Source organism: Bacillus sp. B25(2016b), from assembly GCF_001679765.1.
GTDB classification, from domain to species: Bacteria; Bacillota; Bacilli; order Bacillales; family Bacillaceae_G; genus Bacillus_A; species Bacillus_A thuringiensis_K.
Genome location: NZ_CP016285.1, coordinates 2,986,761 through 3,010,340, shown reverse-complemented (window position 1 = coordinate 3,010,340; position 23,580 = coordinate 2,986,761). Strand labels below are relative to the sequence as shown.

The window sequence follows — 23,580 nt, the reverse complement described above, 5'->3', positions numbered from 1 at the left end:
GAGGGAAACATATGGCAGTATACCGTAATGTGCAGGTGAACTTTTGGCAAGATGAATTCATATTAGATTTAACGCCAGAGGAGCGTTATTTTTACATATATTTGTTAACTGGTACGAAAACGAAGCAATGTGGTATTTATATATTACCGAAGCGTGTGGCAGAGCTTGAAACAGGTTATAGTATGGAGACTGTTGAGAAGTTGCTAAACAGGTTTGTTGAGTATGGAAAGATTCTATATGATACGGAAACGAAAGAGGTATTCATAATAAACTGGTTACACTATAACCCTATTTCAAATACGAATGTGGAGAAGTGCGTATTACGTGAGTTAAAGACTATAAAAAGTAATGAGTCCATACATATATTTTTACGTAAATGCCTTGAAGAAGAATACAAGATTCCATTATTATTGCAGCATTTTGGTATGCCAAAAGAAGAGGATAATAGTAGTTCACAAGTAGTTATTGAAGAGAAAGAAGAAGCGGAAGAGATAGAGGTGGAAACCATAGAAGAGGACGTTCCAAATAGTGAAGTTTATAAGTTTTATGAACAAAATATTAGTAGTTTATCCCCATATATTGTGAAGGAATTGAAGAATTGGATACAAAGACTTTCTGGAGAGAAAGTGTTAGAGGCACTTAAAATTGCGTTTGAAAATAATAAGAAAACGTTAGCTTATGTGAAGGGGATTTTGAGGAATTGGTGTAGCAAAAAGTTAAAGGATTTTAGTGGGGAGAAGTCTGTAATGGGAAGTTTAGAGAGAAGGACATGTATGTTGAGTAGTGTATTTTAATTTACATTAATTTAATATAGAATGTATGTTCGTTTTCGTGGGTTTTATGCTATACTACCATTAAATAAGGGTATTTTTATAATAGATAAAAAGATGCGGGGGGTACAAAGTTTGACTACTAGTACATCTGAGTTGTTTCAATATATTATTATGACAGAAGAACAGAAACAATTATCACAACGATATTTACAGACAAAAGAAGAAGAGATTTTAAAAAATATTCAACTAACGACAATTCGCGATCAAAAAAGAAGTGATTTTGCGGAGCGATTTATAAACGATTTTAGGAAAGTGCATAAACAAGATCCGGATTTTTTTCGATTATTTTACCATATACTCGAGGAGCATTTATTAAATGTTCTAGTAGTCCGTTTTGCGCATGTCAGTTTTTCTAAAATGAAGATTTATTTAGAAAAAAGTGCACTTCCTTTGGACAAACTTGTAGCAATCGCATGTAAATATTTATCCAGTATTTCAAGTTATGTAAATGAAGCAGATGTTTTTCTTAGAGAGTTAACAAAAGAGAGTCTGAACTATATAGAGGGACAATTACATACTTTACCAACTAAGCAGCAAGTACCATTACTTCTCATAATGTTTGATGTAGATTATGAAAAGTTTCGTACATATAGTTCTTTATTGAATGAAAGGTTAGAAGAACATACAGAATTTATATTGAAACTGCTAGGGGAAAAGGAAAAGGTTGAAGCAGTTAAACGGTATTTAAAAGGTGAAGATGATAGTGAAGTATTTATAGGTGGGAATTTACCGGAACATATTTGGCGGCTATTATTTTGTGTTCATAAATATTCGAATGTTGCGAGGCGATATATTGAAATATTGGCGAAGAAAAATGTTTGGGGTTTTATAAACTATGCAACACGTTATATGTGTCACACTCTCGGTCAGTCTCAAAACTACAAAAAAACTGGTAGTGTAAATAGAGAAACATATGAAGAAATTCAAAGTTTTTGTACACAGTTTTGGATTTCTAAGGAAAGATTTTTTGCGCATCGTCTAAGGCAACATGATTTAAATAGTGAGGATTTTTGTAAGACGTATGAATATGAATTGCTATGCTTTATGTTGGAGGAAGATCCTGAATTTATTCAAAATACTTTGCAATATGTAAGTAAAATGAATTATCTCATCATCGCACGAACGTTAGCTGAAAAAGGATATGAGCTAAATATAGGGAAAATGCGAGAAGAATTTTTTGTTGCTGCTTTGCAAATAAAATTGTCTACAGTGCGGGATACATATCGTGATTATTTACAAGGGAAATTGTCACTTGAGGATATGAAGCAAATACTTAAAAATCCGAAATATAGGAGTATGTATTGGGGTATGCCGGTGTTAGAGGTTGCGCTTCTTTGGGATATAGATGATGTAGCGAAGAGGGAAGCTGTACTTACACTACAGTTTGGAGATGATGATAGTGTTAATTTATACGAACTTCTTTACGAATGTTCTGTCAGAGGAGTAGAACCGAAACAAGTATTAGAAGATCTGCTTTCGTATGGGTTAAGTAAGGAAAAGCTTATCGCTTATGCAGTTGAAGAAGCTGCATGCTACAGTGAAGAGAGAAATAAGGCGAAGGAAGCGCTTGTTTGTGTAATTGTAAAAGAACAAGCGTACATCATTGAAAGATTTGATGAGTATTCTGCTGTGGCCAAAGCATATATTTTAGAAGAGTTAGCAAAGGATAACATGATTAAAATGCGTCCAATTTTAATTAAAAGCTTAGGAGATTCATCTAAAAAAATGCGTGAGTCTGTAGTTAAACTGCTTTCAAAAGATGTGGAAGCTGCAGCAGATGTAGCAGTTGAACTTCATAATAAAAAGAAAGTTGTTCGTGAAAATGTGATGAAAATACTTATAGAGTATAAGATTGAAAAATATACGAAACTTGTACAGGAAGCTTTGCAAGAAAGTAAAAATGAATCTTTCGCAGGAAAATTCTCATTATTATTCCAAACGGAGGAAGAAAAAATAGAAGAACTATGTGCACGTATTTTAACTGAACAAACAAGAAATTCACTTCTGCAATTGATTGGGGATGAGCCACAAATCCGTTTACGTGACTCGGATGAAATTGCTGATGCTGCAATTCCGTTAGCCTATTTACAACAGTATATTTCAGATGCTGTTATTGAGAAGAAAGAAACGGCAGAAGTAATTGGTAGAGCTTTAAATGAAGAGGACTTAAAAGAATGTGTGCAAACAATATATCAAATATGGATTTCTCAAGACGCAGATGTGAAGAAGCGTGGAATTCTTTCGTTATACGGAATGTATAGTGACGACAAAATGGTCGACATACTTATAAAGCAAATTGATGAATGGGTGCTTCAAATGAGAGGAAAGATAGCAGCGGATGCCGTTCGTGCTTTAGGTTTGTCTTCATCTAAGCTTGCACTTATGTCTATTCATGCAATAGCATTTAAATATAAACATAAGCAAGTACGTAATGCAGCAAAAGAAGCGCTAAGTCTTGCTGCGAAAACACGTGGTATAACAGAGGAAGAGCTGGAAGATCAATTGGTGCCGGACCTCGGCTTTACTATACATGGTGAAAAAATAATTGATTTCGGGAATCGAAGTTTTACTGCCATTTTAACTACAGAGTCAAAAATTGAATTAGAGACAGAAGAAGGAAAACGTATGAAGTCACTTCCAAAGCCGAATGCAAAAGATGATGTAGAAAAGGCTGAAGAGGCTAAAAAAGAATTAGCCTCTTTAAAGAAGGAACTCCGAAATACTCTTTCCATGCAAAAACAACGATTGGAAACGGCACTTTCATTAAAGCGTTATTGGTCACATAATGCATGGAAGTCTGTATTTATGGATAATCCAATTATGAAGCAATTTTCTATTTCACTCATTTGGGGTGAGTATAAGGAAGGGAAGTTGCTGAAGGCATTCCGTTATGCAGAAGGTGGCGTGTTCTGTACAATTGACGGGAAGAGTTATGAACTTTCATCTGGCACTGTTATTGGTTTCGTTCATCCGTTAGAATTGCCTGAGGCGGAGAAGGAATTATGGAAAGAGCAATTAGAAAGTGCGGGAATTGTTCAGCCGTTCCTACAAATTGAGCGTCCAGTGTTTGTAGTAGAAGAGAATGATGAGAGTGCTATTGAGAGATTTGGCGGTATTTTACTAAATGGTCGTTCGTTATTCGGTAAGATGACGAAGCTTGGATGGATCCGTGGGTCTGTTCAAGATGGCGGTGTGTATTATACATTTTACAAAGAAGATACTCGTACCGGATTAGGCGTGCAATTGTCATTTAGCGGAGCGCCGATTGGTTATGAAGATGAAGAAGATGTATGTGTATTTGACATTCAATTTTATAAAGCAGGTACAGTGAATCGTGGTTCATATGAATACGATGAGATTGATGATGAAAGACGCATTGTACCAAAAGAAGTAGATAAACGCTTCTTTAGTGAAATGTTATATGATGTGCAAGTAGCGACAGATTCAAATCTTGGGCATAATGAAAGTTGGCGTAGCGAACGATAAGAAAAACCCCCTTCATTGGTAGGAAAATGAAGGGGGTTTTTCAATGTCTTTAAAAGGTTCTTTCTCAAAAAGAAGCGAATTGTGTGAGAAAGGGGTGGTTATATGGAAGTCGTTATAAAGAAGAAACGAAAAAAGGGAAAAAGAATTTTTATTTGGGCTAGTAGTATCGTTCTTTTGTTAGTTATTTCCGCTGTGATTTTTTTGAACATATATACGCTGAAATCTATGCCAAAGATAGATGGAACGATAAAGCTAGAGGGTTTACAACAGGCTGTTACGGTGAAGCGTGATAGTAAAGGTGTACCGCATATTAAATCGGAAAATGCACATGATTTATATTTTTCACAAGGATATGTGCAAGCGCAAGATCGTTTGTTTCAAATGGATTTAAGTAGAAGACAAGCGTCTGGTATGTTAAGTGAAGTCGTTGGGGAAGCAGCTGTTGATCGAGATAAATTGTTTCGAACACTCGGTTTACGGCGAGCGGCCGAAGCTTCAGTTGGTCAATATGATGGAGAAGCGAAATATGCCCTCCAGTCATTTGCTGATGGGGTGAACGCTTTTATACGTGAGGCGAAAAAGGAAAAGAAATTACCAGTTGAGTTTACTATATTAGGTTATGAACCTGCTGAGTGGTCAATTGTTGATACTTTAACAATCGGGAAGTATATGGCGTTTGACTTAGGAGGACATTGGCACGGACAGGCATTTCGATATTGGGCGCTGAAAAATCTTCCGAAAGAGCAAGCGAATGAGCTATTTCCTGCATATCCGAAAGATGCCCCTAGATTGCTAACTGAACTGAAAAATACAAATGTGGACGTAGCACAAAGTTTTTCAAAAACGATAATTCCGCCGGAGTTTAACGGTAGTAATAACTGGGTTGTGAGCGGTGAGAAGAGTGCGTCAGGTAAGCCAATTTTAGCAGATGATCCTCATTTATCTCTTGCGACGCCTTCTATTTGGTATCAAACGAGACTTGAAATGAAAGGTTTGAATGTGAGTGGCGTTATTTTTGCCGGAGTACCAGGTGTTATATTAGGACACAATGACAAAATAGCGTGGGGCGTTACGAATACGGGGCCTGATGTGCAAGATTTATATATTGAGAAGAGAAATCCTAATAATGAAAATGAATTTCTGTATAACGATAAATGGGAGAAAGCTACCGTTGTAGACGAGTCGATTAAAGTAAAAGGCAGGAAGACAATTCCTTATAACGTTACGATTACGAGGCATGGACCAGTAATTTCAGAGTTTGCGGATAAGGGGAAGGAGAAAACGAAAACAGTATTCTCTTTAAAGTGGACAGCTTTAGAACCGTCAGCTGAGTTAAAAGCTGTATTAAATATGAACAAAGCGAAAGACTGGAATGAGTTTGAAACCGCTCTTCAAGATTTTCATACACCAACCCAAAACTTTGTGTTTGCATCAAACGACGGCACAATTGCTTATAAAGCGAATGGAAATATACCAGTGCGTAAAAAAGGTGATGGTAGCTTACCTGTTCCAGGATGGACAGATGAATATGAATGGGAAGGGTATATCCCGTTTGATCAACTTCCAAAAGTAATCAATCCAAAACAAGGGTTTATTTCAACTGCGAATAATAAAATTGTTGATGATGATTATCCGTATCATATTAGCAATACGTGGGCGCAGCCATATAGGCAAATGCGTATTCAAGAATTTTTGCACGAGAAGGAAAAGTATACGGTGAAAGATTTAGAAGAGTTACAGATGGATCAAAAGAATTTATACGGGAAAGAGTTTACTCCTATATTTTTAAAAGAGTTAAATAAAGCATCTTTAAATGAGGTAGAGGAAGAAGGCGTAAACCAATTAACAAAGTGGAATTTTTACGATAGTAAAGATGAAGCGGCACCATTAATATTCCATTTGTTAATGAAAGAGATTTCAAATACGTTATTTTCAAAAGAAATACCGAAAGATGTAATGGAGTTATTTGAAGGGAAGTCACAAGTTGTTGATGAATTGATTCGAAAAGAAGTAGCGGGAGAAAATAGCGCTTGGTTTACGAAGTACGGAGGGTTAACAAAAGTTGTACATACATCGTACGAGAATGTAATGAAGAAATTGCAGAAGGAATATGGACCCGATGTTGGGGGCTGGAAGTGGGGCGATTATCATCAACTCGCTTTTACACATCCAATTTCGAAATCATCGAGTATGTTAGCATTACTCGCTTTTAATCGTGAGAAACCAGTTCCAATTGGAGGAAGTCAAGTTACCGTCCAAGCAGCGAGTTACGGCGAGAACGGCATTGTCAATCATGGAGCGTCTTGGAGATTCATTATTGATACGAAAGATATGTCAAACGGTTATCATATCGTAGGACCAGGACAGTCGGGACATTTTAGAAGCGATTGGTATCATGATCAAATAGATGATTGGGTAAATGGTACGTATCATACGACTACATTGAATACGGAGGGGATAGAGGGGAAGGTGCTAAATTTAGAACCGAAGTGATAGGGTGTTTTTGTTTGTGGAGGGAACTAGTAATACTCTTTTTGATAATGAAAGCTTATCATTTAGAACATAACCCAGTTCTTAAATAATTTTAACAGCCAGCCTACTATCATTTAATTTGATAGTAGGCTGTTTCCATCTTCGAAATACGCTGTAGCAACTTCTTCAGGATTACGATTATTTCCACATGCTGCAAGTGCTGTAACTAATAAAGTCATTACAACTATTAACATGATCATTCCAGTTTTGAGGGGAATTAGTTAACAAAGACTAGGTATTATTTGCAACAGAACTGTTCCTCTATCCCCCTTGTTTCATCATTTTTCTAGGCCAGCCAACTTGACAAATGTTTTTTTATCAAACTACAATGAAAATCATTATCAATAATATAGGGAGGATACTTTGGTCAATAAATGAAAAATAATATATTTATAGGTTAATAACCAGATCTTGTTAAGTTGTATGTACTATTTTTAGTTTAGCGTTTCCCAGAATGTACACCAATTAATCTCGCGAATTACAAGAAAACTATTATTGAAATGAGGCGTGTATTGTGAAGTTGGACGTGAATGAGTTAGCAGAGTATCTTGCCAATACTCCTTTCCGAGTAGAAGGAGTATATCGTTATGCTAAAAATCCAGGTGTGCCTTTTGCTGAGTCTACAGATTCTTTCCCAGGATTTGTATTTCCAATTACAGGGAAGACGCAATTTCAATTTAATGGTACGCCGTATACTCTTTCCCCAGGAAAAGTTATACATGGGGGTGCAAAAATGACATTAGCCCATAAAATGCTTGGTGAAATGAACTGGGAATATATTCTTGTTTTATATCAGATAAGCAATTCAGAACGAGAAGACTCTGGCTTTACTCATCAGCATTTTGAATTATTAACAGGACAATCTCCTCGTCTTGTCGAATTACTTATGCGTCTTTGGGATGTATATAATCAGCGTGGAGGCATTTCGATGTTTCAGACCGAAATGCTGTTTCGCGAAGCGTTGAATGAAGCTTTATTAAGTGTTTTCAATAGAGAAAGCAATTATGAGTCGCATACTTTATTCGAACGAATATCTAGTTACGTTCGTAAATATTATTATAAAGATATTACAATTCATACGCTTACAGAACAAAATAATGTTAATCGAAATCGTCTTTCTTACGTGTTTAGAAAGCATGCAGGTATGGGGGCAACAGAATATTTATTGAACTATCGTATAAAGATGGCTCAAAAAATGTTATGTACAAGTGATGTGCCTGTACAACAAATTGCGCAGGCTGTTGGAATCGCAGACCCTTTTTATTTTAGTAGAGTTTTCAAGAAGCGAGTTGGCATTTCGCCTACTAAATATCGCGAGAAGTTCATCAATAATCCATACTAATGTCAACAGGGGTCCATTCTTATTTGAAAATCACTGTTCTATACTTATGGAGAGTTAAAGGAAACATTGGATTGAAAGTACTTTCATTGAAATCACTCCTTTGTACTATCTGAATGAAAAGTTCTGGCCGGAGCATTTTCTTTTTAAGCGTAATAACGACTTTTTTACTTATATTACTGTAATATGGTGGAATTTGAAAGTGAGGAGGGATTATTATCCATTACCAACCTATTAAACTAAATGACGAGTTATCTAAAATTAACGATTATTGGTATCCACAAGTGATTGGTGAAATGAATGACGATCAAATTCAGCTTTTTAAAGCTAATGGAGATTTTATATGGCATGAGCACCCTAATACGGATAAGCTATTTATTGTGCTTGAAGGGGAGATGTTCATCGATTTTCGTGATGGACAGGTGAAAATTTCTAAAGGCGAGATGTTTATTGTCCCGAGAGGCGTTGAGCATAAACCTTTCACTGAAAAGGAATCTCATATCATGTTGGTAGAGCCTAAAAGGGAAATGGATTGATAATTGTAAAAAGATAAAAAAGGAGCGGAAATCCGTTCCTTTTTTATTTATCTTAATATTTTTAGGAGCTTAGTATGAGTAAGATGTGAATAAAGGATGAATAGCATTTTTATCAATAAAAATTTATTGGATTTTTTGTGGAATATATATGAAACGTTGTATAAAATAATCAAGAAAGCCAAAAATTATAGGGGGAAAGTTGTGAAGAAAAATAAGAGTTTAATAAGTTTTTTAGGAGTGTTTATTATGTTGTTTTCTTTTTGTTTTCAAGGAAATGTACAGGCAGATGTAAATACTGTTCAATCTGGAAAAATCAAATCAGGAAACGTAACAGTATGGGAAGTTGGAAATGTAGCGAAAGTATTAGCGGATGTGGAGCGCTTAAATTTAAATACAGTAAATGTACCGATTCAAGTAGATATCCCAAATGTGACTTCTACTAACATGGTAATTAATCAAGCGCAAAAGCAACAAGCTATTATTTTAATTCAAGAATTATTAAAGCGTAATATTCAAGTTATAGTGGAACCGTTCCCGTATATTCAGCAGGGGAATGTTGGAGAGACAGAATGGAACCCAAGTAACATTAATGATTTCTTCTGGAATTGGAAGACGGTTATTCTGCAAGATATTTTTAATTCCATTACAAGTAAATACAATGTGTATGGACTAAAGATTGCTTCTAATTTCGTGAATATGGAGTATGCAGAAGGATACTGGAGCGATACAATTGATTTTGTTCGTAATCAGTATAAAGGAAATATTTTGTATCAAATGAACTGGTGGTTAACAGCAAGCTGGGACCCTTCTTATGAAGCGAAGTTTAAAGAGAAAATCAATCGCCCGTATTTAAAAAAGGTGGATATTGTTAGCATAGACAGTTGGTTTGAAGTTTCAGGAAAAAGAAATCCATCATACGAAGAAGTGAAGCAAAGTTTATTTGCGACGACAGTATATAATCGTGGGCAAAATGTTGTTCAGCAACTAGAACAATTACATAAAGCAACAGGAAAGCCTGTTTATTTTGGTGGATTTAACGTTCCAGCGCGTGAACTTGGACTGCAAAATCCGTGGAATCCAGATGTTTCTAATGTGTTTTCAAAAGACGTACAATTAAACGGATGGCGTGCTTACCGCGATGTATTAGAACCGAAACCATATTTTAAAGGTTTTTCAATTTGGTTTATTGGCTCTAATGATAGTACACATGCGTATCAAATACATAGTAAAGAAGCAGAGGCAGTTATTAGCGGGTGGTACCGAAAATAAATTTTATAAAATAGGTAAGTTTTAAAGTTTACTACATATATTTCTAGTGAAAGGCCTTTCACCATCTTATCACCTAGGGGGCAATCATAATGAAATTTTTGTCTTACCTTACAGTAATTTTGGTGATTCTCGGCGGTTTGAATTGGTTGTTTGTAGCGTTAGATTACAATGTAGTTGAGAAATGGTTTGGTTCTATGCCGGCGCTTGTGGACACTATTTATTGGCTCATTGGTCTTTCTGCAATTTATCAAATTTTTGATCGGTTCTTTACGGACAATTAGCTATTATTCTTTCATTACTAGAGTGTTAAGTACGATTATGTACTTAACACTTTTTTGTATGTTTATAAAAAAAAGGTTTGCACTTGCAAGCGATTCCATTGCGTCTTACGCCATAATAGTGGAAAACAAATTGACCGTATATTATATTTTAGGTTATAATTCAGAAAGTTTAAAAATTAATAAAAATGAGAAATAGGGGGGTTATCATGGTGATGGAGAGAGTGTATAATTTTTCAGCAGGACCATCAATACTCCCTTTGCCAGTTTTAGAAAAAGTGCAAAAGGAGCTTGTAAATTATAACGGGACAGGCATGTCTATTATGGAAATGAGTCATCGATCTTCATATTTTCAAAGTATTATAGATGAAGCGAGTAACCTACTTCGTGAATTAATGAACATTCCTAATGAATATGATGTATTGTTTTTACAAGGCGGTGCGTCATTACAATTCTCTATGATACCGTTAAATGTAATGAATACGTATAAAAAAGCAGGGTACGTATTGACTGGCTCATGGTCAAAAAAGGCGATGCAAGAAGCTGAAAAAGTAGGGGAAGTACAAGTGATTGCTTCTTCTGAAAAAGAGAAGTTTACTACAATTCCTAAATTGGATGGTTTACTGAGCGATGAAAAACTAGATTATGTACATATTACAACGAATAATACAATTGAGGGGACGAAATATGTAGAAGTTCCACATTTAGATAAAGTACCGCTCGTTGCGGATATGTCCTCAAATATTTTATCAGAACAATATGATGTTACGAAGTTTGGCCTTATATATGCGGGAGCGCAAAAGAATTTAGGGCCAGCGGGCTTAACGATTGCAATTATAAAAAGAGATTTAATTGGAGGAGCAGATCGCTCTTGTCCTACGATGTTAAACTATGAAACTTACAGCAAAAATAACTCCTTATATAATACACCGCCGTCCTTTAGTATTTACGTAACGAAACTTGTACTAGAGTGGCTGAAAGAACAGGGCGGGGTATCTGCGATTGAAGAACAGAATAGAATGAAATCTTCACTTCTTTACAATTTCTTAGATGAATCAACATTGTTTACTTCACCAGTTGATCCTACGTATCGATCACTTATGAACATTCCGTTTACAACACCGTCAGAAGATCTGAACAATGAGTTTTTACAAAAAGCGAAAGAACGCGGTCTTGTTACGCTAAAAGGACATCGCTCAGTCGGTGGTATGCGAGCTAGTATTTACAATGCGATGCCAGTACAAGGCGTACAGCAATTAGTAAATTATATGAAGGAATTTGAGCTTGAGAATAGATAGGGAGATGGGGATATGTTTCGTGTTCAAACGTTAAATCAAATTGCGGAAAAAGGTTTACAAGTTCTTAGCGGAGAGCGTTATGAAGTAGGGGAGAGAATGGATCACCCAGATGGTATTTTACTTCGCAGCTATTCTTTACATCAAGAAGATTTTTTAAAAGACTTAAAGGCGATTGCAAGAGCTGGTGCTGGTGTAAATAATATTCCTGTCGAGCGATGTACAGAAAAAGGGATTGTAGTATTTAATACACCAGGAGCGAATGCCAATGCAGTAAAGGAACTTATTATCGCCAGCCTTATTATGTCTTCACGTAACATTATTAACGGTGTAAGCTGGACGAAAAATTTAGAGGGTGAAGAAGTACCGCAGCTTGTTGAATCAGGAAAAAAACAATTCGTTGGATCAGAAATTGCAGGAAAACGTCTAGGTGTAATTGGCCTTGGCGCAATCGGTGCTTTAGTTGCGAACGATGCGTTAGCGTTAGGGATGGACGTTATTGGATATGATCCTTATATTTCAGTTGAAACAGCTTGGCGCCTTTCTACACATGTGCAAAGAGCATTTAGCCTTGATGAAATTTTTGCAACGTGTGATTATATTACACTGCATATTCCTCTTACCAATCAAACGAAGGGGCTTATTGGTGAACACGCTATAGAGAAGATGAAAAAAGGAATGCGTTTATTCAATTTCTCAAGAGGAGAACTTGTAGATGAAAAAGTTCTTCAAAAAGCGTTAGAAGAAGATGTTATTGCGCATTACGTAACTGACTTCCCGAATGAAAATGTGATTAAAATGAAAAACGTAACAGCGACGCCTCACCTCGGTGCATCTACGTCTGAATCAGAAGAAAATTGTGCAGTAATGGCAGCGCGCCAATTACGTGAATATTTAGAGACAGGAAATATTCGTAATTCAGTAAACTATCCAAACGTAGAATTACCGTATATCGGAAAGAAACGAATTACAATTATGCATCAAAACGTCCCGAATATGGTAGGGCAAATTACAGGATGCTTAGCGGAACATCATATTAATATTGCCGATATGATTAATCGTAGTAAACATTCTTGGGCATACACAATGATTGATATCGATAACGGAATTGATGATATAATAAAAGAGAATATTGTAGAAAATATAAGCAAAATTACAGGTGTTGTAGCCGTTCGAATGATTGTGTAAAGGAGAGAGGAATGTGGCAAAAATACGACCGTTTCGGGCCATTCGTCCAGTAGAGGAAAAAGCGGCACAAGTGGCAGCTTTACCGTATGACGTATTAAATAGTGAAGAGGCAAGGGAAGTTGTAAAAGGGAATCCATATTCTTTCTTGCATGTTGATAAAGCAGAAATTGATTTAGACCCGGCACTTTCACCGTACGATGATCGTGTATATGAAAAAGCGGGTGAAAATTTAAATCGATTTATACGAGAAGAAGTGTTCATTCAAGACGAAGAGCCAGCGTTATACATTTATGAACTGACGATGCAGGGAAGAACGCAGTCAGGCCTTGTCGTTTGTACATCTATTGATGAGTATGAAGATGATACAATTAAAAAACATGAGAGAACGCGTCATGAAAAAGAGCTAGATCGTATTCGTCACGTAGATGTGTGTGATGCAAATACGGGTCCTATCTTTTTAACGTATCGTACAAAAGAAGAGATAAAGCATTTCATTGCCAGCTGGAAAGAAGAACATGCGCCAATCTATACATTTACAGCAGAAGACGGCGTTAGGCACGTTGCTTGGAAAATAGCTGATGAAGAAGTAATTGCAAGTTTAGTAAACTTATTTGAAGATATTCCTAACCTGTACATTGCAGATGGACATCACCGCTCTGCATCAGCTGCAAAAGTAGGGATCATGCGAAGAGAACAATATCCGAATTACACAGGAGAAGAGGAATTTAATTTCTTCTTATCTGTTTTATTCCCACACGATGAGTTATCCATTTGGGACTATAACCGAGTTGTAAAAGATTTAAATGGTTTATCAGAAGAACAGTTTTTAAAACAAATAGCGCAATACTTTTATGTAGAAGAAGCGGCTGTTTCTCCGTATAAACCAAATGAGCCAAAAACATTTGGAATGTATGTAAATGAGAAGTGGTATAAGCTTACAGTGAAAGAGGAAACGTTTGATGCGAATGATCTCGTGAAAGGTTTGGATGTATCTATTCTGCAAGATCATTTATTAAGCCAAGTACTTGAAATACACGATCCGCGATCTGATTCACGCGTTGATTTTGTCGGAGGAATCCGCGGGTTAGAAGAACTAGAACGCCTTGTAAATAGCGGTGAATATAAAGCAGCGTTCTCACTATATCCGACATCAATGGAATCGTTATTAGCAATCGCAGGCGCTGGAGAAGTTATGCCGCCAAAATCAACGTGGTTTGAACCGAAACTGCGCAGCGGGTTGTTTGTACATTCTTTAAAGTAAATATAGACTTCTACAGTTTTGAAAAACCGAAATGATTATAGTTTCGGTTTTTCTTATTTTAAAAGAGTTTTTGAGGAGGGGCATGGGATGAAATTACAAGTAGGCGAAAAAATCACCTTTGAACGAACGTTTACAAAAGAAGATGTTGCGTTATTTACGGAAGTATCGAAAGATGAAGGTGTTCATCATGTTACACCAGATGAGCAGGGGAGATTTGTTGTACAAGGGCTTTTAACATCAACACTACCTACAAAAATTGGCGGTGATTATAACGTACTAGCTTGCAAGATAGATTTTGAATTTTTACGTCCTGTGTTTAGTGGTGACACAATTCGTTGTGACGTAACCATTGAACAATTTGAACCCGATGAAAAAAATCGTACAAATATTACTGCGATGTTTATATGTAGGAATAAACTTGAAAAGGAAGTTATGAAGGGGAGTTTTTCTGGGATTATTCTTTAGTTAGTAGAAAAAGTAATGAATAGGTGGGGGCCACGTCACTCGGGCTTAGGTTTTTAATTCCACCATAACGAAAATGATATGCATTGCTGTATATTGATAATATACTCTGTTCATTTTTAACTTGAATAAGCTCGTCAACAAAAAGGACATTCCTAGTATTACAAGAAGTGTCCTTTCCACTAAATTATAGGATATTTTGCTAACATTCAAACTCTAAAATTAGTTTACTGGTTTGACCTGTAAATTGATAATTATAGGATCCTTTTAGATTTTCTAAGTTACCGGTAGCTTTAATAATTGTTCCTGGGGAATCTAAATTTTCTTTATCAAATATTTCTTGCTCTATAGCTGTAAATGTCCCTTGTTGCCCCTTATAAATTCCTTCAAAGTGTAAAAATCCAGAAATTTTAGAAGTAGCTAAGTGACCATCATTTATATTTGAGTCTAAATAATATAAGAAGTATTCAATAAAAGCTTTTCCTTTTAATTCACCATCAATATCATATTCGACATGTGCAATATTAATAGGGAAATCTTTTTTAGTATCATCGATTGGTTTTTCATCCCATTTACTTACTGTAAATGTTACTTCCATACATGTAAATCCCCCTTTATCATTTGAAAAGTACTAATTCACAGTCATATCTTATAGGGGTGTTTTTATTTATTTGAGCCCTGTCATATCGTTATCTTATCTCAGAATCACCTGCGCCTCCTCATGAAGGACTTACTGTCGCCAGGATATCTCCTGCTTGTAACCTCTTTGGTTTTATTAACATGTTAACTCCGCTGCTACATAATGTAATGGACTACGATTATACAAACTGTATCATTGAAAAACATGATGTATGAAATTAGTTTCTTCATCATTAATCCGTTTACCTGCTGGGATTCAAGAATTCAGTCTTAGTGTTGAATATAGGAATAATCAATTTACATTTGAAAATTACAGTATGCAACATTGCATGAGGAAAACGGTTGTTATTTTTATGGCTTGTAACTATAATGATTACAGGTTGGTCGATACCAATCAAACAAATACAATCATCATGAATGGAGATGTTACATATGGGTATGAAAAAAATAATTTTAGCAGGTGCTTTAGGTATCGCAGCATTATCAGGAACAAATGTACCAGGGTTAGAACTAACAAAAGCGAGTGCCGCTTCTATTGAATCGAATTTCTCGACGTTAGAAGGACGAGTAGTAGAAGTAGATAACGGTGTAATTGTCGTAAAATCTAAGCAATATGAGGAGCCTGTTAGTGTATACATGGATACTTTCTCAAATGTGAAAGTAGGAGATGAGGTTAAAGCTACTGGATCTATGATGCGTAATTTTACAGAATATATGGTTGCAACTGCAATTGAAAATACAACAAACAAGTTAGGCATGCACAAGAAAGAAGATGGCTCTCCTGATTATGTGATTGGGGAAGTATCAAAAGTAGGAACGATGGAAGATGAGGGAGACGGTGCTACTAAATATGTCGTAGTGGAGTATCCATCGCTAAACGGGAAGAAAGTGATTATTGATGTTTTCTTAACAAAGGGACAAGTATTTAATGTGGGTGAGAAAGTAAAAATTGATATGAAGTATGTAGGCTGGGGCGGTATTTCTATTAACTGGAACACAGTTGATCATATTGAAAAAGTTCATGAAGCAAAGACGAACGCTGAAAATAATGATGATGTATGGATTTGGTCTTAATAAGGCGAGTATAGGTCGTTATTTGCAATTTTCTCTAAACAATACATGTAAAAACTAAATGTATCATGCAGTACCCATCTAATTCTCATTGCGTATGACAATTAGATGGGTACTTTTTTATTTGAAATTTGTGTAAGTCAATGTTTAGCATTTCTTTTTAAGAGTAAATTACGGTTGAAATCAAAACTTTATTTGCAGTACATAATAAATAATGTTGATTTTTTATCTTATATTAAAATAAAAACAAACCACTGTTCGATTTGAATATTCCACGATATAATGGTGAGAGTTTATGGCAGAATAAATATTTACATAAGAAGTGAGGTACTGTATGAAAAAAAGAACGACAGACATTATTTTTATTATTATTGGTGCATTTCTTTTTGCGTTAGGTGTCAATTTGTTTGTTATCCCGAACGAGTTTGGTGAGGGTGGGGTAACAGGTATCACGATTATTACGTACTATTTATTTGAATGGTCACCGGGCTTAGTTAACTTAATTTTAAATGCAATTTTGTTAATAGCCGGTTATAAATTTTTAAATAAGATAACAACAATTTATACGATTATCGCTGTAGTTACGAACTCGCTATTCCTTCATTTGACAGAAGGATGGACGATTGCTTCGGATGAAATGCTCGTAAATGCCATTTTCGGAGGAATATTTATTGGATGCGGGATTGGTCTTATCATTCGCGTTGGCGGAACAACTGCAGGTACTACCATCTTAGCAAGGATGACGCATAAGTATTTAGGATGGAGCATTAGCTACGGTCTACTGTTCTTCGATTTAATCGTTGCGTTTTCATCTTATTTCATCATTGGTGCAGAAAAACTGATGATAACAATTATTATGCTATATGTAGCAACGAAAGTGATGGAGTTTGTAATTGAAGGTTTAAATCCGAAGAAAGCCATTACAATTATTTCTGATAACCCGAATGAAATTGCCGGGAAGGTAACTACGTTAATGGGCAGAGGGGTTACCGTGTATTCAGGTCATGGCTATTACACGAAAACTCCGAAGGAAATTCTTTATGTTGTTATCAATAAGCAAGAAGTAGTGAAGCTAAAGAGGATTGTTCAAACTACAGATCCGGCTGCATTCATCGCTATACATGATGTTCGTGACGTATTTGGAGAAGGATTCGTTGATATTTCTAAAGCTTAGAACTTATTTTTTATTAAAATAATCTTAATACTAAAACGTAAGAATCTATTTTGAATCATCTTTTTTCAAAATAGATTCTTTTTCTTTTTCTTGCAAAAAATTCAATTGTTTCTTAAGGTAAGGATGTAGAAGGATGAACAAGAGAGGGTTTAATGAAGATGATACATATTTTATTAGCTGATGATGATAAGCATATTAGAGAGTTGTTGCATTACCATTTGCAAAAAGAGGGGTTTAAAGTTTTTGAAGCAGAAGATGGAAAGGTAGCGCAAGACGTTTTAGAGAAGGAAAATATTCATCTTGCGATCGTAGACATTATGATGCCGTTCGTTGATGGCTATACGTTATGTGAAGAAATCCGGAAGTATCATGATATACCGGTTATTTTATTAACTGCGAAAGACCAGTTAGTGGATAAAGAAAAAGGATTCATTTCTGGTACAGATGATTATATCGTAAAACCATTTGAACCAGCTGAAGTGATTTTCCGTATGAAAGCTTTATTACGCCGTTATCAAATGCTGAGTGCAGATATTATTACGTTGCACGGAACGACAATTGATCGAAAAGGTGTAGAAGTAAAGTGTAACGGTCAAACAATTTTACTTCCTTTAAAGGAATTTGAGTTATTATCACAATTAGCTAGTTATCCTGGAAGAACATTTTCAAGAGAAGAATTAATTGAATTAGTATGGGGAATGGATTTTGAAGGAGATGAACGAACAGTTGATGTTCATGTGAAAAGGCTCCGAGATCGTTTCTCAAAACGAACGGATGATTTTCAAATTACGACAGTGCGCGGCCTCGGGTATAAGTTGGAGTTGAAATAAGATGAAATCACTATATTCTAGATTTGTATTTATGACGGTCGGCATTATGCTACTTAGTAGTATTATCGGCTTTTTATTAACGAACGTATATTATCAAGTGAAGTTAAAACCGTATAATAGTGAAAAGATTTTAAAGTATGCGGAAGAAGTTAAATCGTTATATGAAAAGCAAAGTGAAGAAAATCAAGAGACGTATTTGCATTCTATTGCAAAGTTAGGGTATGAAATTTATATTGTCGATGATCAAAAGAATGGGAAGCGTATTGGTAATGCGTTTCGTAAGACGTCTATTAGCGATGCTACTGTTCATAAAGTATTGCAAGGAGAAACGTTTAATGGTGTTTCTACGTATCCAACGCGTCTTTTTATTACAGGATTTTTCGATAATGAATTAATAAATAGTGTTGGTGTACCGGTAAAGCACGGTGATAAACAGTACGCGTTATTTATTCGTCCTGACATTCAGAACCAATTTGGCGAGATGCGAATTTTCTTAGCGGTATTACTTGGGTTTATCGTACTATTAAGTATTATCTTTATAGCGATTGCAGCAGGTTATATCGTTCGCCCAATCCGTAAATTTACGAAGGCTACGCAAAAAATTGCGAGTGGGGAATATGAAATTGAATTAGATGTAAAACGAAAAGATGAAATAGGAACGTTATCTACAAGCTTCCAAAAGATGACGAAGAGTATTAAAGAACTAGATGAAATGAGACAAGAATTCGTTTCGAACGTTTCACATGAATTTCAGTCGCCACTTTCTTCCATACAAGGTTTTTCAAAAACGTTGCAAACAGAAAAGATGAGTGAGGAAGAAAGAAATCATTACTTACAAATTATTGAGGGTGAAAGCAAGCGAATGTCTAGTTTATGTAAACAGTTACTTACGCTCGCTTCATTAGATAAAGAGGAAAAGGTTCTACAAATAAGAGAATTCAATCTGCAGAAGCAAATTAAAGACGTCATTTTTATGCTTGAGTGGAAATGGCGCGAGAAAGATATTGCCGTTGAATTTGATGTGCCGGATATCACTATAAAAGGTGATGAAAACTTACTTCATCAAGTATGGAGTAATATCTTTACGAATAGTATTAAGTTTTCAAACGATGGTGGGACCATTGAGTTTTTTGTCGAAGAGTTAGAGTCTAGCGTTATAATCTCTATATCCGATAACGGAATCGGCATGGAAAAAGAAGAAATGGAGCGTATTTTTGATCGTTTTTATAAGGTAGATACAGCAAGGGCAAGAAATGTAGAAGGTAGCGGTTTAGGGTTATCGATCGTGCAGAAGATTGTTGAACTGCATCATGGAAACGTTTCAGTGTATAGTACGAAGGGAGAAGGGACGACCGTTCGGGTTGAGCTTCCTAAATAGATGAAAGAGGCTGTTTTCGGAACGGCCTCTTTTTTTGTCGGTAAGTCGATATAATCGAAAAATCGCCGATATAAATTTCACGTACCCTCTCACTGCAGCTATAAAGCCGCACCTTTCCCACGTTCTACTTTAAACCGAACCCCAAAAGTATCCGCAGTAATTTCATCAGCTTTTGGCAATGCTCGTAATTTCGGATGAAGCAGCCATACGAGAGAAATAAATAAAATTCCGATGCTAGCGAGCGCGAAAATGAGTTGGCTACTAAATACATTTGCAGCATATCCACCAATTAAAGAACCGAACGGCATAGCAATTGTGCCCATACTTCGCATGACTGAATTGATGCGCCCGATATATTGATTTGGAATTAAAATTTGACTAATTGTCGCAAATAATATGTTGGTCGCACCAATTGGAATCCAGGCTAGGCTGAATAAGAAAATAGATAGCCATTGAAACGGTACAATCGTAGAGAGAAACCAAAAGATAGCGCCGGTCGCAAAGCTAATAATGGAGACACGGCCAACATTACGTTTGCCAACCCATGAACTGAATAATGCACCGATAAGACTACCTGCTGATATAGCAGCTAAGAAGAACCCATATGATTTCACACCTCCTAAAGAATCAGCGAAAGAAGGGAGTATCGCCATCGTCATACCGATTGAAAAATTAGCGACTACTGAACCGATTAAGAATACGCCCATTAATGAACGAAAGACGATCGAAAAACCTTCTTTTAAATCAGTGAAATATTGTTTAGTTGATAGCGATGTATTGGTTTCTGTTTGCTTTGGCATTTTTAGTGAAAAGAACAAAAGGGCAGTAATCGCGAATGTAAAAGAGTCGATTACATATAAAGTGATTGCGCCAAATAGTGCTACTAATATGCCAGAAAGCGTCGTACAAATTAAATCGATGCCTTGATATGCAAATGAAAAGAGTGAATTTCCTTTTAATAATTGTGTTTTATGCAGTAGAAGTGGTAAAGCTTTTGATTGTGCGGGATAGGCGAATTGTTCGATAAAGGCTACGATGGGCATGATGATGAGTAGTAGTTGAACTGTTAATAGATCGAAGTAGTGTGTAATAGGAATGATTAATATAAGAATGCATTGCAGAACTTGTGTGATGACGAGGGTGTTTTTGATTGACCATCTATCGACGAATGGACCGGTAAGAAATTGAAGTGCAGAAGGTAATAACGTAAGAAAACCAGCCAATCCAGAATAGAAAGGATTACCACTTAGCTTATATACGAGCCACATCGCGGCTACATAGTATAAGCTATCTCCTATGTTTGTAAAAATTCTCCCTAAAAACAATAAGAGGAAATTCCGGTTTTTTAATACGTCCATTTAATCTACTCCTTTATAATAAATTTATTCGGTAAAATAAATTTGACCGTTTGTATAAAAAAAATCGTATTACGATTTTTCTTCTTTTTTCACAAATCGCTGCATTGCTCGTTCTTCGATTTGTAGGGCAGTAGTAGAAATGTAGTAAGATTTACTATTTGGATCTTTATCCGCGTCTTTTGTGATCTCGTTTAATTCACCCATCAATTCATAAAACTTTTTCACCCACACTTGAAATTGTTCTGGCGTGGCATCAAACTCCCAGCAAGATGAAACGTAATTCCACTCAGCTGGATCTTCGCTTTCTTTTCGTAATGTAAAGGCTTCTTCTGGTGCAGCGAGAATATGGCTTTTCGTTCTTTCCGTCATTTGTAAAAAGATTTGGCGACCTGATTCGCTTAATATTTCTAAATGAGGTAATAGTTCTGAGGCAGGGGTGAAGCCTTTCGCGACAGATTGATAAAACTTTTGAACGATGCCATTTTTCTCTTCTGTATAAACGATTTCTATAAAACCGTTCTTTTCTAATTCTTTTAAATGATAATGAATTTTCGCCCTTGAAATGCCGAATTTCTCAGATAGTAATTGTCCTGTATAAGGACGTTCGCATAGACGCATCATCATTTCGACACGTAGTGGATCGCTCATTGCTTTTAGTTGGCTATAAGTAGTTAGTGTGAACATGGGCTTCAAAATGATCAACTCCTTAAATGAAATTACTCGGTCAAGATTATTTGACTGAATTGTATCAAGGATTTCAATTATTTTCAATACTTTCTGAAAATTAAATCTTATCCTCTGTAATCTTCTGTTCATATTCCGTTCATAATTCTTTTTTATGATAAGTGCATAGAAAGAAAGAGGAAGGAGCGAGCGAAATGTTTTTAGCTCTGCGTGAATTAAAACAATCAAAATTAAGATATGGATTAATCGGACTTATTATGGTGTTATTATCATTTTTAGTTCTTGTTATTTCAGGATTGGCAAATGGACTATCATATGATAATGCTTCATCGATTCAAAATATGGAGGCAAATAAGTTCGTTTTAGCAGATGATGCGGAAAATAAATTACTTCGTTCACAAATTAAGAAAGACGATGTTGATAACGTAGTAAATCAAGTAGGCGAGAAAGAGGCTGTTCCGTTTCGTGTAAAAGTTTCAACGTATGAAAAGAAAGATAGTTCGAAAAAGGTTGATATCGCTATTTTCTCAAGTGAGCGCGATTCATTTTTAGAGCCGAACATTGTAAAAGGTGAGAAATTAGGCACAGCAAATAACGAAATGGTTGCTGACGAATCGATTAAAGAGAAGGGAATCGATATTGGAGATACAATTATCGATCCTGTTTCAAAAAAAGAATTTAAAATCGTTGGATTTACGAAAGACCAAATGTTTAGCCATACACCAGTCGTTTATGTAAATGAAGACGTATGGGGTGCTATTTCCCAACCAAACCAAAAAGATTATAGTGCAATTGCGCTGAATACAGATAAAGAAATTAAAAATGCTCACGTTATTGATAAAAAAGAAGTACTACAAAGTATTCCAGGGTTTAAAGAAGAGCAAGGAACGTTAACGATGATCATTGCATTCTTACTTGTAATCGCTGCGTTATTAATCGGTGTATTCTTCTACGTCATTACATTGCAAAAAACACAGCAATTAGGCGTATTAAAAGCGATTGGTACAAAGGACTCATATTTAGCAAATAGCTTAGTCGTGCAGGCGTTATTCTTATCAGTCGTTGCGATGATAATTAGCATCGTTCTTGTACAAGGGTTAGAGAAAATTTTACCAGCAGGTATGCCGTTCTTATTAACAGCACCGATGATTACACAATATGCAGCAATCTTTATCGTCATTAGTATTTTAGGAACACTTATTTCATTATATCAAGTATTAAAAGTTGATGCGCTAGAAGCAATTGGAGGCGGGATGTAATGACTTCATTATTAAAATTAGACAAAGTAAGTAAAGTGTACGGAGAAGGGAATACGGAAGTAATAGCCCTTCATCCGATATCGCTTGATGTGAAAGCTGGAGAATTTATCGGAATCGTCGGTCCTTCTGGATCGGGGAAAAGTACGTTATTATCAATCGCGGGAGCTTTATTATCACCGTCAAAAGGGGATATTTACATTCGTGAGCAAAATATTACGAAGCTATCAGAAAAGGAAATGACAGACATTCGTTTGAAAAAAATCGGCTTCATTTTCCAGTTCGCAAATCTTGTTCCATATTTAAATGTAAAAGAACAATTGCTTTACATTGCAAAGCTAAAAAAAGAAAACAAACGAGAATCGGAAAAGCGTGCGGATCATTTATTAGCAGCATTTGGATTAGGGGAAAGAAAAAATCATTATCCAAATCAACTGTCTGGCGGAGAAAAACAAAGGGTAGCAATCGCTCGCGCGTTTATGAACAATCCGGATTTAATATTAGCGGATGAACCAACGGCTAGCTTAGATTCAAAACGTGCACGTGAAGTTGTAGAAATGATGAAACGTGAAGTGAAAGAGAGCCAAAAAGCAGCCATTATGATTACGCACGATGAAAGAATGCTTGATGTATGTGATCGTATATTGACGCTAAGAGATGGACAGTTAATATAAAAAAGGAAAACCGTACATGTATGTGCGGGTTTCCTTT

20 protein-coding genes are annotated in these 23,580 nt (G+C 35.9%); 17 read left to right on the top strand and 3 right to left on the bottom strand.

Annotation, left to right across the window (positions count from 1 at the left end):
* Positions 1 to 11: 11 nt before the first annotated feature.
* The 11 genes from BAQ53_RS15305 (at position 12) to BAQ53_RS15255 (ending at position 14,482) form a co-directional block, all read left to right on the top strand.
* Positions 12 to 794: a DnaD domain-containing protein gene (locus BAQ53_RS15305; protein ID WP_208905734.1), complete on the top strand. Its 783-nt coding sequence runs from the start codon at positions 12 to 14 to the stop codon at positions 792 to 794.
* 111 nt (positions 795 to 905) lie between these two features.
* Positions 906 to 4,319: a DUF4132 domain-containing protein gene (locus BAQ53_RS15300; RefSeq protein ID WP_208905732.1), complete on the top strand. Its 3,414-nt coding sequence runs from the start codon at positions 906 to 908 to the stop codon at positions 4,317 to 4,319.
* A 102-nt stretch (positions 4,320 to 4,421) separates the two neighbouring features.
* A complete protein-coding gene (locus BAQ53_RS15295) occupies positions 4,422 to 6,812 on the top strand; it encodes a penicillin acylase family protein (RefSeq protein ID WP_208905729.1) in 2,391 nt (796 codons plus the stop codon).
* Positions 6,813 to 7,365: 553 nt separating this feature from the next.
* On the top strand, positions 7,366 to 8,193 hold the full coding sequence (locus tag BAQ53_RS15290; RefSeq protein ID WP_000762816.1) for a helix-turn-helix transcriptional regulator: 828 nt from the start codon (positions 7,366 to 7,368) through the stop codon (positions 8,191 to 8,193).
* A gap of 293 nt (positions 8,194 to 8,486) precedes the next feature.
* Positions 8,487 to 8,726 carry a cupin domain-containing protein gene (locus tag BAQ53_RS15285; protein WP_000997182.1) on the top strand — a complete coding sequence of 80 codons (240 nt, stop codon included), beginning with the start codon at positions 8,487 to 8,489 and terminating at the stop codon, positions 8,724 to 8,726.
* Between the two features lie 201 nt (positions 8,727 to 8,927).
* Positions 8,928 to 9,995, top strand: a complete 1,068-nt coding sequence (locus BAQ53_RS15280) for a glycoside hydrolase family 113 (protein WP_208905727.1) — start codon at positions 8,928 to 8,930, stop codon at positions 9,993 to 9,995.
* Positions 9,996 to 10,084: 89 nt separating this feature from the next.
* Positions 10,085 to 10,276, top strand: coding sequence for a DUF378 domain-containing protein (locus BAQ53_RS15275; protein ID WP_000670803.1), 192 nt, complete (start codon positions 10,085 to 10,087; stop codon positions 10,274 to 10,276).
* Between the two features lie 212 nt (positions 10,277 to 10,488).
* On the top strand, positions 10,489 to 11,571 hold the full coding sequence (gene serC / locus BAQ53_RS15270; protein ID WP_061884855.1) for a 3-phosphoserine/phosphohydroxythreonine transaminase: 1,083 nt from the start codon (positions 10,489 to 10,491) through the stop codon (positions 11,569 to 11,571).
* A gap of 12 nt (positions 11,572 to 11,583) precedes the next feature.
* On the top strand, positions 11,584 to 12,756 hold the full coding sequence (locus tag BAQ53_RS15265) for a 3-phosphoglycerate dehydrogenase family protein (protein WP_208905726.1): 1,173 nt from the start codon (positions 11,584 to 11,586) through the stop codon (positions 12,754 to 12,756).
* A 13-nt stretch (positions 12,757 to 12,769) separates the two neighbouring features.
* A complete protein-coding gene (locus tag BAQ53_RS15260) occupies positions 12,770 to 14,017 on the top strand; it encodes a DUF1015 domain-containing protein (protein ID WP_208905723.1) in 1,248 nt (415 codons plus the stop codon).
* Positions 14,018 to 14,104: 87 nt separating this feature from the next.
* A complete protein-coding gene (locus BAQ53_RS15255; protein ID WP_208905721.1) occupies positions 14,105 to 14,482 on the top strand; it encodes a hotdog family protein in 378 nt (125 codons plus the stop codon).
* 199 nt (positions 14,483 to 14,681) lie between these two features.
* Here the strand turns inward: BAQ53_RS15255 and BAQ53_RS15250 are convergent, their stop codons facing one another.
* A complete protein-coding gene (locus BAQ53_RS15250; RefSeq protein ID WP_000454095.1) occupies positions 14,682 to 15,077 on the bottom strand; it encodes a DUF3224 domain-containing protein in 396 nt (131 codons plus the stop codon).
* 473 nt (positions 15,078 to 15,550) lie between these two features.
* Between BAQ53_RS15250 and BAQ53_RS15245 the strand changes: the two genes are divergently transcribed.
* From BAQ53_RS15245 to BAQ53_RS15230, 4 genes are all read left to right on the top strand, one after another.
* The gene (locus tag BAQ53_RS15245) at positions 15,551 to 16,192 is read left to right on the top strand and encodes an ATP F0F1 synthase subunit alpha (protein WP_074594140.1); all 642 of its coding nucleotides are present in this window, start codon (positions 15,551 to 15,553) and stop codon (positions 16,190 to 16,192) included.
* A gap of 331 nt (positions 16,193 to 16,523) precedes the next feature.
* Positions 16,524 to 17,363 carry a YitT family protein gene (locus BAQ53_RS15240; RefSeq protein WP_000747488.1) on the top strand — a complete coding sequence of 280 codons (840 nt, stop codon included), beginning with the start codon at positions 16,524 to 16,526 and terminating at the stop codon, positions 17,361 to 17,363.
* 152 nt (positions 17,364 to 17,515) lie between these two features.
* Positions 17,516 to 18,193, top strand: coding sequence for a response regulator transcription factor (locus BAQ53_RS15235; RefSeq protein WP_000781961.1), 678 nt, complete (start codon positions 17,516 to 17,518; stop codon positions 18,191 to 18,193).
* A 1-nt stretch (position 18,194) separates the two neighbouring features.
* Positions 18,195 to 19,571, top strand: a complete 1,377-nt coding sequence (locus tag BAQ53_RS15230) for a sensor histidine kinase (RefSeq protein ID WP_000839516.1) — start codon at positions 18,195 to 18,197, stop codon at positions 19,569 to 19,571.
* A 98-nt stretch (positions 19,572 to 19,669) separates the two neighbouring features.
* Here the strand turns inward: BAQ53_RS15230 and BAQ53_RS15225 are convergent, their stop codons facing one another.
* Positions 19,670 to 20,929 (bottom strand): MFS transporter, encoded by a 1,260-nt coding sequence (locus tag BAQ53_RS15225; protein ID WP_208905719.1) that lies wholly within the window; start codon positions 20,927 to 20,929, stop codon positions 19,670 to 19,672.
* A gap of 69 nt (positions 20,930 to 20,998) precedes the next feature.
* On the bottom strand, positions 20,999 to 21,622 hold the full coding sequence (locus tag BAQ53_RS15220) for an ArsR/SmtB family transcription factor (protein WP_151522546.1): 624 nt from the start codon (positions 21,620 to 21,622) through the stop codon (positions 20,999 to 21,001).
* Positions 21,623 to 21,807: 185 nt separating this feature from the next.
* On the opposite strand from BAQ53_RS15220, the gene BAQ53_RS15215 reads away from it, so the two are divergent.
* Together BAQ53_RS15215 and BAQ53_RS15210 are read left to right on the top strand one after the other, a co-directional pair.
* Entirely contained in the window at positions 21,808 to 22,872 is a 1,065-nt protein-coding gene (locus BAQ53_RS15215) for an ABC transporter permease (protein WP_151522545.1), read from the top strand.
* Entirely contained in the window at positions 22,872 to 23,543 is a 672-nt protein-coding gene (locus BAQ53_RS15210; RefSeq protein WP_089149260.1) for an ABC transporter ATP-binding protein, read from the top strand. Before BAQ53_RS15215 ends, BAQ53_RS15210 begins: the two co-directional genes overlap by 1 nt.
* Positions 23,544 to 23,580 lie beyond the last annotated feature (37 nt).

Excerpts from the sequence above, each read along its gene's own strand:
- BAQ53_RS15305 (WP_208905734.1), top strand. The coding sequence starts at position 12 with ATGGCAGTATACCGTAATGTGCAGGTGAACTTTTGGCAAGATGAATTC.
- BAQ53_RS15295 (WP_208905729.1), top strand. The coding sequence starts at position 4,422 with ATGGAAGTCGTTATAAAGAAGAAACGAAAAAAGGGAAAAAGAATTTTT.
- BAQ53_RS15285 (WP_000997182.1), top strand. The coding sequence starts at position 8,487 with ATGAATGACGATCAAATTCAGCTTTTTAAAGCTAATGGAGATTTTATA.
- BAQ53_RS15275 (WP_000670803.1), top strand. The coding sequence starts at position 10,085 with ATGAAATTTTTGTCTTACCTTACAGTAATTTTGGTGATTCTCGGCGGT.
- serC (WP_061884855.1), top strand. The coding sequence starts at position 10,489 with ATGGAGAGAGTGTATAATTTTTCAGCAGGACCATCAATACTCCCTTTG.
- BAQ53_RS15265 (WP_208905726.1), top strand. The coding sequence starts at position 11,584 with ATGTTTCGTGTTCAAACGTTAAATCAAATTGCGGAAAAAGGTTTACAA.
- BAQ53_RS15255 (WP_208905721.1), top strand. The coding sequence starts at position 14,105 with ATGAAATTACAAGTAGGCGAAAAAATCACCTTTGAACGAACGTTTACA.
- BAQ53_RS15250 (WP_000454095.1), bottom strand. The coding sequence starts at position 15,077 with ATGGAAGTAACATTTACAGTAAGTAAATGGGATGAAAAACCAATCGAT.
- BAQ53_RS15245 (WP_074594140.1), top strand. The coding sequence starts at position 15,551 with ATGGGTATGAAAAAAATAATTTTAGCAGGTGCTTTAGGTATCGCAGCA.
- BAQ53_RS15240 (WP_000747488.1), top strand. The coding sequence starts at position 16,524 with ATGAAAAAAAGAACGACAGACATTATTTTTATTATTATTGGTGCATTT.
- BAQ53_RS15235 (WP_000781961.1), top strand. The coding sequence starts at position 17,516 with ATGAAGATGATACATATTTTATTAGCTGATGATGATAAGCATATTAGA.
- BAQ53_RS15230 (WP_000839516.1), top strand. The coding sequence starts at position 18,195 with ATGAAATCACTATATTCTAGATTTGTATTTATGACGGTCGGCATTATG.
- BAQ53_RS15225 (WP_208905719.1), bottom strand. The coding sequence starts at position 20,929 with ATGGACGTATTAAAAAACCGGAATTTCCTCTTATTGTTTTTAGGGAGA.
- BAQ53_RS15215 (WP_151522545.1), top strand. The coding sequence starts at position 21,808 with ATGTTTTTAGCTCTGCGTGAATTAAAACAATCAAAATTAAGATATGGA.
- BAQ53_RS15210 (WP_089149260.1), top strand. The coding sequence starts at position 22,872 with ATGACTTCATTATTAAAATTAGACAAAGTAAGTAAAGTGTACGGAGAA.